Source organism: Mesorhizobium sp. M7A.F.Ca.CA.002.09.1.1 (assembly GCF_003998555.1).
GTDB lineage: Bacteria > Pseudomonadota > Alphaproteobacteria > Rhizobiales > Rhizobiaceae > Mesorhizobium > Mesorhizobium ciceri.
In genome coordinates, this window is sequence record NZ_RZRR01000065.1 from 1 (window position 1) to 11,443 (window position 11,443).

The window sequence follows — 11,443 nt, forward strand, 5'->3', positions numbered from 1 at the left end:
GCCTTGCCGCGAAGCTTGGCCACTGCCGGTCCTTTGGCCATTTCAGTGGTCAGAAGCGGGTAGCTCAGTCCAAGCGCGTCGAGATGGACACGACGCACGGCACGGTGTTTGTGCGGCATGGCCGTCAGCAAGATGATTTCCGCGCGGTCGCCAAGCCCTGCCAGGGCCTCTGCCGCGCCGTCCGTAATGTTTTGCCAATCGGCTTGCGTGTCAAAGAAATCGCCCAGCAGTGCCGTGACTTCGGGCTGTTCGATCAGGCGGCCGCTGGCCGTCTCTGCGATGTTGCCGGTCAGCCGGAACGAGGCCAGCGTCAGGCCATAGCCACGCGTCTTGAGGAAATTCGGAAACGGGCGGATGAATTCGAGCACGACATCGTCGACATCGAGCACCAGCAACGGCCGGTTGTCGGCTGCCAGTTCTTCGATCTGGCGCGCTGTTTCTGGATCATCGCTCATATGGAATGCTCGTGATTGTCATCGCCCAGCGGCAGCGACCGCAGGGCCTTGCCGACAGCAGCCGGCGGGGTGCCGGTTTCCTCGGCAAAGCGCATCAGCGTCGGCTCGTGGGCGAGGATGAATTGCAGGACACCAGCCAGGAAACCCGGCTCACTGGCGGCTTTGCGGATCGAATGGACCTCTATGCCGGTGATAGCCAGAAAGCGCGGCAAAAGCTCCGGATCGGAGGCGACAAAGCCCAGGGCCTTCACGGCAATCGATTCCGCTTCTTCGCGCATTGACGCTGCGTTTGCCATCACTACCTTCGGTGTGTGGAATGAGTCTCTCCCGCAGTAATGGCAAGAGTTGCTTGCGGCAAGCCATTAGAGCGTGGCGCGCCCTTTGGACGCGCAGGCGACGAGGTAGAATTCGCGCTGTTTTCCAGCCGCGGATTTCCGTTTCGTCAATCATATTGCCGTAAAGTGAAGCAGGGTTTGGTGCGTTCAGATATGGGCGCATGACGGTCGCCTTCGAAGCGGAAGGGCGGCCGGGACGGGATATCGATGCCGAAGAAGGTTATGATCGTCGAGGACAATGAGCTCAACATGAAGCTCTTTCGGGACCTCATCGAGGCAAGCGGTTACGAGACCGTGCGCACCCGCAACGGTCTGGAAGCGCTCGATCTGGCACGCCAGCACCGGCCGGATCTCATCTTGATGGATATCCAGTTGCCTGAGGTGTCGGGGCTTGAAGTGACCAAATGGCTGAAGGAGGACGACGAACTGCACGTCATCCCCGTCATTGCCGTGACCGCCTTCGCCATGAAAGGCGACGAGGAACGTATCCGCCAGGGTGGCTGCGAGGCTTATATTTCGAAGCCGATCTCGGTGCCGCGTTTCATCGAAACCATCAAATCCTATCTGGGCGATGCGTGATGTGCCCCTTCAGCCGAGCCGGAGCGTTATGAAATGACTGCGCGGATCCTCGTCGTCGACGATATCCCTGCCAATGTGCGGCTGCTGGAAGTGCGGCTGCTGGCCGAATATTTCGAAGTGTTGACCGCCACCAACGGGCCGGATGCGATCGAGACCTGCGAGAACGGCAAGGTCGATGTCGTGCTGCTCGATGTGATGATGCCCGATATGGACGGCTTGGAGGTCTGTCGGCGGCTGAAGAGCGATCCGGCGACATCGCACATTCCGGTGGTGATGATCACCGCGCTGGACCAGGTTTCCGACCGCGTCCGCGGGCTTGAGGCTGGCGCCGACGACTTCCTGACCAAGCCGGTCAACGACCTGCAGCTGATGACGCGCGTCAAGAGCCTTGTTCGGCTGAAGTCGCTGACCGACGAGTTGCGGCTGCGCGCCTCGACGACGCGCAATATCGGCATCGAGGAGTTGCTCAGCCGCAATTTCGCATCCGAGGACACGACGCCGAAAGTGCTTTTGATCGACGAGCGCAAAACATCCGTCGAGCGCATCCAGAAGATGCTGCGTGATCGGGCCGACCTCGACGTCACACATGATCCGCATGCCGGTTTCTTCCAGGCCGCCGAGACATCCTATGAATGCGTGATGATCTCGACCGCGTTCGCCGATTTCGATCCGCTGAGGCTCTGTTCGCAGTTGCGCTCGCTCGATCGCACCCGCTTCGTGCCGATTATCCTGCTGGCGGAGGAGGGCGAGGAGGAACGCATCATTCGCGGCCTGGAACTCGGCATCAACGACTATCTCATGCGGCCGATCGACCAGCAGGAACTGACGGCACGGCTGCGCACGCAGGTGCGCCGTAAGCGCTACAACGACCAGCTACGGGCCAGCGTCACCCAGACAATCGAAATGGCGGTGACCGACGGTCTGACCGGGCTGCACAATCGCCGCTATCTGGACAGCCATCTGCAGACGCTGTTCGATCGCGCCGTGGCACGGCGCCGGCCGCTGTCGGTGATGATCACCGACCTCGATCGCTTCAAGGCGATCAACGACGCGCACGGTCATGATGGCGGCGACGAGGTGCTGCGGGAATTCGCACGGCGGCTGCGCAAGAATGTCAGGGGTATCGACCTTGCCTGCCGCTTTGGCGGCGAGGAGTTCGTCGTGGTGATGCCGGATACCGAGGGCGCGGTGGCCGAGAAGGTGGCCGAGCGCATTCGCGCCGAAATCGCCCAGGCGGCTTTCGCCATTGGCCAGGACGGCAAGGCGATCGAAGTCACGGTCAGCGTCGGCGTGTCGTCGGTGCTGAAGGGCGTGGACACGGTGGCGGCGCTCATGAAGCGTGCCGATCTCGCGCTCTACGAAGCCAAAAGCGGCGGCCGCAATCGGGTCGTCGCCAAGGCGGCGTAGTGACCCAGCCCCGATTATCCAGTCAACCCGACAGGGTTACCCGTTTACCTTAATCCAAGCGATTCGCGAGCCTTGGTTAAGAAACTGTTGATTTTTATAAGCTCTTGCGCGACTGTGCAGGCCAAGACGAAGCCGGCACGAGGATAGACCGCCGGCTCCGGTCCCTGGGAATACCCCATGATGCTCAGGTCCGCCGCATCTCCTGGGTCCGTGGGGTCGGCCGGCCGGCGCTGGCACATAGTGGCCTCCTCGTACCGCTGCCAAACGCCGACCGGCCCCCTTCTTTCCAATGAACATCAGAGCTCCGTGCCAAAGCACGGAAGACTCTGGGTTTTTGCGCCTGAAAATCTGGATATCGTTAGGGGAAATTGCCCCGAGCGCTTGTTCCGCGGCAACCAACAGGGGAAACAATACCGTTCCCTTCCATTTCATACATATGGCGCACAAGGGGCTTGCGGCAAGACCCGGCTCCTCCCGTAAAACCGACCCGAACCAAGGTGCGGAAAACGGGAGTGATGACAATGGTTTCAGATCATGCGGTGGTGATCGCCGGGGGTGGTCCGGCGGGATTGATGCTGGCGGGCGAACTGGCGCTAGCAGGCGTCGACGTTGCCATTGTCGAAAGGCGGCCGGATCAGAAACTTGCCGGCCTGCGCGCAGGTGGCCTCCATGCACGCACCATCGAGGTGCTCGACCAGCGCGGAATTGCTGATCGGTTCCTCTCGCAGGGCCAAGTGAGCCCGGCCGTAGGTTTTCACATGATCCGCCTGGACATCAGCGACTTCCCAACCCGGCACAATTACCTGTTGGCGCTGCGGCAGAACCACATCGAGCGCATCCTGGCCGACTGGGTCGGCGAGTTGAAGGTGCCGATCTATCGTGAACACGAGGTTGCGGGGTTTATCCAGGACGACAGCGGCGTCGACGTCGAACTGTCCACCGGTCACCGCCTGAGGGCCGCATATCTGGTCGGCTGCGACGGAGGCCGCAGCACCATTCGCAAGGCGGCCGGTATCGAGTTCACCGGATGGGATCCGACGATGAGCTGGATGATTGCCGAGGTCGAAATGTCGGAAGAACCGGCATGGGGCTTCCGCAGCAACGCCTCCGGAATTCATGCCCTGGGTAAGATCGAGGACGGCAAGAAGGTTGGCGTCGTGCTGACGGAGCCCCGCCTGGAGGCGCGCGGCGAACCGACGCTACGCGAGCTCAGCGAGGCGCTGGCCGCCATCTATGGCACCGATTTTGGGGTCCACAGCCCGACCTGGCTCTCCCGCTTCACCGACATGACGCGCCAGGCTGCCGCATATCGCGACAGACGCGTGCTGCTGGCCGGCGATGCCGCCCACGTCCATCCGCCGATGGGTGGACAGGGCCTCAACATCGGCGTGCAGGATGCGGTGAACCTTGGATGGAAGCTGGCCCAGGTCATCAAGGGGATATCGCCGGAAAGCCTTCTCGACAGCTATCACGCCGAGCGCCATCCGGTTGCCGCCCGCGTGTTGCGTAACACGATGGCGCAGGTCGCGCTTCGCCGCACGGATGACCGCAGCAAGGCCTTGGCCGACACCGTTGCCGAGTTGCTCGGCATGGATGAACCCCGCAAAAAGATCGCAGCCGAGATGTCCGGCCTGTGTGTCCACTACGACCTCGAAGAGGGGCACCCGCTGCTTGGGCGGCGAATGCCCGATCTCGATCTGACCACCGCCGGCGGACCGTTGCGGGTCTTCACCTTGCTGCACGACGCGCGGCCCGTGCTGCTCAACCTCGGTGAGCCCGGCAGACTGGACATCGCGCCCTGGGCAGAACGGGTTCGGCAGATCGACGCCGGTTACGCCGGTATCTGGGACCTGCCGGCTCTCGGGAGTGTCGTTGCGCCCGACGCGGTCTTGATCCGGCCCGATGGTTATGTGGCTTGGGCCGGGGCGGGAACCCAACGGGGCCTTGTGGGCGCGCTGACCACCTGGTTCGGGCCGCCTGCTGCCGCAGGTTAGCAGACGCGATCGCGCGACCGCCTTGAGAATATTGCGTCGCTTCCTCCGACAGTGCTCCTGACAGTTTGTTGACAGGAGTTTTCAACTGTGCAGAATTGGTTGGACCATTGGACCACTCGGAGGAAATGTGGACCAGAACAGCCTGCCACCCATTCAAATCACGGCGCGCGACGACGCCGTGTTGAAGGCGTTGGTGGGATTTGTTCGCGCCGAAGCCCTGCAGCTGGGCGACAGACTCCCAACCGAACGCATTCTCGCCGAGCGGCTGAAGGTCAGCCGCAACACCGTGCGCGAGGCTCTGACACGCTGGGAAGGGCTCGGCCTCGTCGAACGCCGGCAAGGCAGCGGCACCTATCTCAAGGCGGCTGTTTCGCCTGATATGCTGCACATGCCGCTGACACTGGCCGGCGGCAATGATTTCACCAGCCTGATGCAGACGCTGGAGATCCGCCGCGCGCTGGAGGCGGAGGCAGCAGCCCTTTGCGCCGAACGCGCCAGCCAAGCCGATATTGCCGAGATCGCACGCAAGCTCGACATCATGGAACAGGCGTTCCGCACGCGCGAGGGCATGTCGTCGGAAGAGGATTGGGAGTTCCACCAGGCGATCTACCGGGTCTCGGGCAATCCGCTGTTCGAGCAGATCATCGCCGCCATGCATGAGCTGTTTCACCGCTTCTGGGAGCATCCGCTCGGCGTGCGTGACTTCGGCCACGCCAGCTTTCCCTATCACCGGACCATCTACGAACGCATTGCTGCCCGCGATCCGCAGGGCGCTCGCGCCGAGGCGCTCAAGCTGATCGCCACCGTCGAGGACGACCTCAAGCGCGGCGCGGCCAAACTCAAACTCTCGAGCCAGACATGAACGAGCATCCATCAGGTTTCGATTACGACTATCTCACCGAAGCGGCCACGCTTTTGGCGCATGACGAACCGTTCCCCGGCGGTGCGGTGGTGCCGCCGATCTACCAGACCTCGCTGTTCACCTTCGCCAACTATGCCGAGATGGCCGATACCTTTGCCGGCAAACGAAGGCAGCCGATCTACTCGCGCGGCGACAATCCCACGGTGATGGAGTTCGAGGCGCGCGTGGCAGCGCTCGAGGGCGCAGAAGCCGCGCGCGGCTTTTCCAGTGGCATGGCGGCGATCAGCGCCACAGTGCTTGCGTTCGTCGGTGCGGGCGAGCGCATCGTGGCGGTGCGCAATTGCTATGGCGATGCCTACCGTTTGTTCGAGCGGCTGTTGCCGCGCCTCAACATCAAGGTCGACTATGTCGACGGCTCCGACCCGGATGCGGTCGCGGCGGCACTTCCCGGCGCCAAGCTGCTTTATCTGGAAAGCCCGACCTCGATGATGTTCGAGCTGCAGGACATCGCGCATCTGACACGGTTGGCCAAGGAACAGGGCATCGTCACCACGATCGACAATTCCTGGGCGACGCCGGTGTTCCAGAAGCCGATCACGCATGGCGTCGACCTGGTGCTGCATTCGGCCTCGAAATACCTTGGCGGCCACAGCGATACGGTCGCGGGCGTCGTGGCGGGTTCGGCTGCCCACATCAAGCACATCAACGAGCAGACCTATTCCTATCTCGGCGGCAAGCTGTCACCGTTCGAAGCGTGGCTTTTGCTGCGCGGCCTGCGCACGCTGCCGCTGCGCCTGCCGCACCACATGAAGAGCGGCCTGACCATCGCCGAACGGCTGAAGGCGCATGCCGCTGTCGAGCGGGTCAACCATCCCGTCTATTCGAACCACCCGGGCAAGGCGACGCTGGCCGGCTATGCCGGGCTGTTCTCCTTCGAGGTTACGGACGAGATTGACATCCCCGTCTTCGTCGACGCGCTGAAATATTTCCGCATCGGCGTCAGTTGGGGCGGGCATGAAAGCCTGGTCGTGCCGGCCAAGGCGTCGCTGGAGCAGACGCCGGGCCTGAATTCGATGGCGCGCTTCGGCGTCAGCCCCCGAACCATCCGCTTCAATGTCGGATTGGAGAGTGTCGAAGACCTGTGGGCGGATGTCGCCCAAGCCTTCGAAAAAGCCAGAAAATAACAAGCGGGTTCAAAATGGGAGTCTTGAACATGAAAAAACTGACCGTCATGCTTGCCACCGTTGCGGGACTGGCGATTTCCGCCGGAAATGCTGTGGCCGATTCGACCCTGAAAATGGTCGAAGTCATCACCAGCCCGCCACGCACCGAATTCCTGAAGAAGCAGATCGCCGAGTTCGAAACGGCCAATCCAGGCATCAAGGTCGAGCTGATCTCGCTGCCCTGGGGGCAGGCGTTCGAGAAATTCCTGACCATGGTGCAGGCCGGCGACACGCCCGACGTGGTCGAGATGCCGGAACGCTGGATGGGCCTCTATGCCAACAATGCCCAGCTCGAGGATCTCGGCCCGTATATGGCCAAATGGGACGACGCCAAGACGCTGGGCGACCGCGCCAAGCAGTTCGGCTCGACCGTCAACAACACCCAGTTCATGATCCCCTACGGCTACTATGTGAACGCGCTGTTCTGGAACAAGAAGCTGTTCAAGGAGGCAGGTCTGGACGGCCCGCCGGCCACGCTCGACGAGTTCGTCGCCGACTCCAAGAAAATCTCCGCCATTCCGGGCAAATACGGCTACTGCCTGCGCGGCGGGCCGGGTGCCTTCAACGGCATGCACATGTTCATGAACATCGCTCAGGGCAAGGGTGGCTACTTCAACGAGGACGGCACTTCGACGATCAACGAGGAGGGCTCGGTCAAGGGCCTGCAGATGCTGGCCGATATGTACAAGGACGGCCTGGCGCCGAAGGATGCGGTGAGCTGGGGTTTCAACGAAACGGTCACCGGCTTCTATTCCGGCACCTGCGCTATGCTCAACCAGGATCCGGACGCGCTGCTCGGCATCGCCGACAAGATGAGCGCCGACGATTTCGCGGTAGCGCCATTGCCGGTCGGGCCGAGCGGCAAATCCTATCCGACACTCGGCTATGCCGGTTGGGCCATGTTCGCCAACTCGCAGCACAAGGACGACGCCTGGAAGCTGATGGCGACCCTTTTGTCGCCGAAGGACAATCTGGAATGGGCCAAGGAAGTCGGCGTCGTCCCGATCCACAACGGTGCCGACCAGGATCCCCATTTCAAGACCGAGCAGTTCAAGGGCTGGTTCACAGAGCTCAGCGACAGCTCCAAATATGAAATGGTCACCCCGCCGACGCATCTGGAGAACCTCGGCAATTTCGTCGACCAGGTGGCGATCAAGAATTTTCAGGAAGTGCTGCTTGGCCAGAAGACGGCCAAGGACGTCGCCGACCAGTGGGCTGCCTTCCTGACCAAGGAACAGCAGGACTGGATGGCGAAGAACAAGAAATAAGCGCGTTCTTTCCTTCTCCCGTTCACGGGGAGAAGGTGTCACGAAGTGACGGATGAGGGGCGGCGGTAGTTTTGCCTACTTTGCGCTGCCCCTCATCTGCCTGCCCATCCTTCGCAGCCGCTGCGCTGCAGCTTCGGAGGGTGAACCGGCACTTCTCCCCGCTCATTGTCCATCCGCTGCTCCAGGGAGCCGATCCTCACCCAATGACCTATGCCGTGTCCGAAATACGATCCGTCGGCAAGCCTCGAAAGAAGCGGCTGTCGCATGCCGCTATCGAGCCATGGCTCTATCTCAGCCCGGCGATCATCCTGCTGGTCGTGGTGCTTCTGGTGCCGCTGGTCATCGGCATCAGCTACTCCTTCCGCAAGTTCTCCGCCTTCAAGTCCGAATATGTCGGGCTCGGCCAGTATCAGGCGATGCTGTCGGATCAGGTGCTGGGCCAGGCGCTGGTCAACACGTTGTGGTGGACGGTCGCCAGCCTTTTCTTCCAGTTCTTCCTCGGCCTTGGCCTGGCGCTTCTGCTCGACAAGCCGTTTCGCGGCCGCAAGGCTGTACAAGCCCTGGTGTTCCTGCCCTGGGCGGTGCCGTCCTTCCTGTCGGGCCTGACTTGGGCCTGGCTGTTCAATCCGATCATCGGCCCGCTGCCGCACTGGCTGTTTGCATTGGGTCTGAAGGCCGAGCCGACCAATGTGCTGTCCGATCCGTCAACCGCCATGTGGGGGCCGATCGTCGCCAATATCTGGTTCGGCATTCCGTTCTTCGCCATCACGCTCCTGGCGGCGCTGAAGTCGATCCCGTCGGAACTGCATGAGGCTGCGGCCATCGATGGAGCCTCGCCCTGGCAGCGCTTCACCAAGGTGACGCTGCCGTTTCTGGCGCCGACCATCGCCATCACCGTGATGTTGCGCACCATCTGGATCGCCACCTTCGCCGACCTGATCTTCGTCATGACCGAAGGCGGACCGGCCGGCTCGACCAACACTGTGCCGGTCTACATCTATGTCAGCGCCTTCAAATCGCTGGACAAGGGCTATGCCTCGGCGGTGGCCGTGCTGCTATTGGTCCTGCTCATTGCCTATGCGATTGCGCTGATCGGTATCCGCCGCACCCTGGTGAGGCACGTCTGATGATCGCAGGACGCACAGCCTCGCAGCGCTTCTTCGGCGGCATCGGCCTCTACGCGGCAATCGCGGCTTACGTGCTCTTTGCCTTGTTCCCGATCTACTGGACGCTGAAGATCTCGGTCACGCCGGAGCGGCTGCTTTATTCCGAAGGCATCACCTTCTGGCCGTCGCACATGACGCTGCAGAACTTCGTCACCGTGCTCGAGGCCACCGATTTCCCCCGCTATTTCCTCAACAGCGTCATCGTCTCGGTATCGACGGCGGCACTGGTGACAATCATCGCCACGCTTGCCGGTTATGCCATGTCGCGCTTCACCTTTCGCGGCAAGGCAGCACTGGCGCTGATGTTGCTTTTGACCCAGACCTTTCCGCTGGTGATGGTCATTCCGCCGATCTACCGCGTGATGGGTCAGATCGGACTGATCAACAGCCTGACCGGGCTGATCATCATCTACACCGCCTTCAACACGGCTTTTGCCACCTTCCTCATGCAGTCCTTTTTCGACGGCATCCCCAAGGATCTGGAGGAAGCGGCGATGATCGACGGCTGCACGCGTGCGCAGGCGATGCGCAAGGTGATTGTACCGCTGACGCTGCCGGGCATGGGCGCGACGCTCGGTTTCGTCTTCACCGCCGCCTGGAGCGAGCTTCTGTTCGCGCTAATGCTGATTTCCAGCGACGACCAGAAGACCTTCGCCGTCGGCTTGCTCACCTTCATCGGCAAGTTCGCCGTCGATTGGGGACAGATGATGGCGGCATCCATCCTGGCGTTGATCCCGGTCTGCATCTTCTTCGCCTTCCTGCAACGCTATCTCGTCACCGGCCTGACCGCCGGCGCCGTCAAAGGATAGATCGATGGCCTCTGTTACGCTCGATAAGGTCCGCAAGGATTATGGCGCCGTCCGCGTCCTGCACGCGGTCGACCTTGAAATCGCCGATGGCGAGTTCGTCGTCCTGGTCGGCCCGTCGGGCTGCGGCAAGTCCACGCTTTTGCGCATGATCGCCGGGCTGGAGGAGGCTTCCGGCGGCGAGATCCGCATTGGCGAGCGGCTGGTCAATGACGTAGCACCCAAGGACCGCGACATCGCCATGGTGTTCCAGTCCTACGCGCTTTATCCGCATATGGACGTGTCGAAGAACATGGGCTTCAGCCTGCTCCTGAAGAAGGCGGAGAAGGCGACGATCGACTCCAGGGTGGACGGCGCCGCCAAGCGGCTCGGGCTCGATACCTTCCTGCAGCGCCTGCCGCGGCAATTGTCCGGCGGCCAGCGCCAGCGCGTCGCCATGGGCCGGGCGATCGTGCGCGACCCCAAGGTCTTCCTGTTCGACGAGCCGCTGTCGAACCTCGACGCCAAGCTGCGCGTCCATATGCGCGCCGAGATCAAGGCGCTGCACCAGCAACTGAAGACGACATCGGTCTATGTCACGCACGACCAGATCGAGGCGATGACCATGGCCGACCGGATCGTCGTCATGCATGACGGGCTGATCCAGCAGGTCGGCGCGCCGCTCGATCTCTACGACCGGCCGGCCAACATGTTCGTTGCAGGTTTCATCGGTTCGCCCGGCATGAATTTTCTGCCGGCGACGGTTCGCAAGGGCGCTACGTTGGAGGCCGTACTGGCCGACGGCCAGGCGCTGCGGCTGCCGGAAGACTTGCCACTGACCCACGGTGACGCCATCACCGTCGGTTTGCGGCCCGAGCATATCAAGCTGGCGGACGACGGTGCGTTGAAGGGCGAGGTGGGTGTGGTCGAGCCGCTCGGCCTTTCGACGCAGTTCTACGTCAAGCTAGCCAGCCAGCAGCTGTGCGTCTTTGCCATGGGCCGTGCCGGCGTCAAGTCCGGCGACGTGGTGCGGTTGGCGGCCGAACCGGACCAGCTGCATCTGTTCGATGCGAAAAGCGGCGAGCGCATCGGCTGAGGGGACGCAGCCGGGTCGGATGCGGGCAGCCGGATCAGGCGCCGCTATCGGGCGGGACATACACGGTAACGCTACATTTCAATTGGATAAAATAGCGGAACGTCCAAGAGACATTTCCGGAACCTAACAGGATCGCTCGGACCTTTGCGTCTAGGGCGCAAGACCTTAGTCCCGCCGTCTTCTCAAAAGAACGGAGGTCATTTCGCCGCGAACTAGGCCACCGTCGGAGTTAGTCAACACCGACGGTGGCCCCTGCAATATGGGCGAGTGGGT

The 11,443-nt window shown here is 62.1% G+C and carries 11 protein-coding genes; 9 read left to right on the forward strand and 2 right to left on the reverse strand.

Annotated features, from left to right (window positions below; translation table 11 throughout):
* Together EN994_RS05110 and EN994_RS05115 are read right to left on the reverse strand one after the other, a co-directional pair.
* The coding region (locus EN994_RS05110; RefSeq protein ID WP_127307423.1) for a hypothetical protein at nt 1–455 on the reverse strand (455 nt) is incomplete at its 3' end.
* Complete coding sequence (locus tag EN994_RS05115) at nt 452–751, reverse strand: DUF3572 domain-containing protein (protein WP_024503583.1); 300 nt, start codon at nt 749–751, stop codon at nt 452–454. The genes EN994_RS05115 and EN994_RS05110, both read right to left, overlap by 4 nt.
* Before the next feature lie 246 nt (nt 752–997).
* On the opposite strand from EN994_RS05115, the gene EN994_RS05120 reads away from it, so the two are divergent.
* The 9 genes from EN994_RS05120 (at nt 998) to ugpC (ending at nt 11,170) form a co-directional block, all read left to right on the forward strand.
* The gene (locus EN994_RS05120) at nt 998–1,369 is read left to right on the forward strand and encodes a response regulator (protein ID WP_013531932.1); all 372 of its coding nucleotides are present in this window, start codon (nt 998–1,000) and stop codon (nt 1,367–1,369) included.
* A gap of 33 nt (nt 1,370–1,402) precedes the next feature.
* Nucleotides 1,403–2,776 (forward strand): PleD family two-component system response regulator, encoded by a 1,374-nt coding sequence (locus tag EN994_RS05125; RefSeq protein WP_063167894.1) that lies wholly within the window; start codon nt 1,403–1,405, stop codon nt 2,774–2,776.
* A 521-nt stretch (nt 2,777–3,297) separates the two neighbouring features.
* Entirely contained in the window at nt 3,298–4,770 is a 1,473-nt protein-coding gene (locus EN994_RS05135; RefSeq protein WP_063170221.1) for an FAD-dependent monooxygenase, read from the forward strand.
* A gap of 127 nt (nt 4,771–4,897) precedes the next feature.
* Nucleotides 4,898–5,632, forward strand: coding sequence for a FadR/GntR family transcriptional regulator (locus EN994_RS05140; protein WP_013531928.1), 735 nt, complete (start codon nt 4,898–4,900; stop codon nt 5,630–5,632).
* The gene (locus EN994_RS05145; protein WP_063167895.1) at nt 5,629–6,816 is read left to right on the forward strand and encodes a PLP-dependent transferase; all 1,188 of its coding nucleotides are present in this window, start codon (nt 5,629–5,631) and stop codon (nt 6,814–6,816) included. The genes EN994_RS05140 and EN994_RS05145 overlap by 4 nt, the downstream gene beginning before the upstream one ends.
* A gap of 29 nt (nt 6,817–6,845) precedes the next feature.
* The gene (locus EN994_RS05150) at nt 6,846–8,123 is read left to right on the forward strand and encodes a sugar ABC transporter substrate-binding protein (RefSeq protein WP_063167896.1); all 1,278 of its coding nucleotides are present in this window, start codon (nt 6,846–6,848) and stop codon (nt 8,121–8,123) included.
* Nucleotides 8,124–8,326: 203 nt separating this feature from the next.
* Nucleotides 8,327–9,250 (forward strand): sugar ABC transporter permease, encoded by a 924-nt coding sequence (locus tag EN994_RS05155; protein WP_063167897.1) that lies wholly within the window; start codon nt 8,327–8,329, stop codon nt 9,248–9,250.
* Nucleotides 9,250–10,098 carry a carbohydrate ABC transporter permease gene (locus EN994_RS05160; RefSeq protein ID WP_013531924.1) on the forward strand — a complete coding sequence of 283 codons (849 nt, stop codon included), beginning with the start codon at nt 9,250–9,252 and terminating at the stop codon, nt 10,096–10,098. The genes EN994_RS05155 and EN994_RS05160 overlap by 1 nt, the downstream gene beginning before the upstream one ends.
* A gap of 4 nt (nt 10,099–10,102) precedes the next feature.
* Nucleotides 10,103–11,170 (forward strand): sn-glycerol-3-phosphate ABC transporter ATP-binding protein UgpC, encoded by a 1,068-nt coding sequence (gene ugpC, locus EN994_RS05165; RefSeq protein ID WP_063167898.1) that lies wholly within the window; start codon nt 10,103–10,105, stop codon nt 11,168–11,170.
* Nucleotides 11,171–11,443 lie beyond the last annotated feature (273 nt).

Coding starts and splice junctions, on each gene's coding strand:
- EN994_RS05150 (WP_063167896.1), top strand. CDS start 6,846: ATGAAAAAACTGACCGTCATGCTTGCCACCGTTGCGGGACTGGCGATT.
- EN994_RS05160 (WP_013531924.1), top strand. CDS start 9,250: ATGATCGCAGGACGCACAGCCTCGCAGCGCTTCTTCGGCGGCATCGGC.
- EN994_RS05125 (WP_063167894.1), top strand. CDS start 1,403: ATGACTGCGCGGATCCTCGTCGTCGACGATATCCCTGCCAATGTGCGG.
- EN994_RS05135 (WP_063170221.1), top strand. CDS start 3,298: ATGGTTTCAGATCATGCGGTGGTGATCGCCGGGGGTGGTCCGGCGGGA.
- EN994_RS05155 (WP_063167897.1), top strand. CDS start 8,327: ATGACCTATGCCGTGTCCGAAATACGATCCGTCGGCAAGCCTCGAAAG.
- ugpC (WP_063167898.1), top strand. CDS start 10,103: ATGGCCTCTGTTACGCTCGATAAGGTCCGCAAGGATTATGGCGCCGTC.
- EN994_RS05145 (WP_063167895.1), top strand. CDS start 5,629: ATGAACGAGCATCCATCAGGTTTCGATTACGACTATCTCACCGAAGCG.
- EN994_RS05115 (WP_024503583.1), bottom strand. CDS start 751: ATGGCAAACGCAGCGTCAATGCGCGAAGAAGCGGAATCGATTGCCGTG.
- EN994_RS05120 (WP_013531932.1), top strand. CDS start 998: ATGCCGAAGAAGGTTATGATCGTCGAGGACAATGAGCTCAACATGAAG.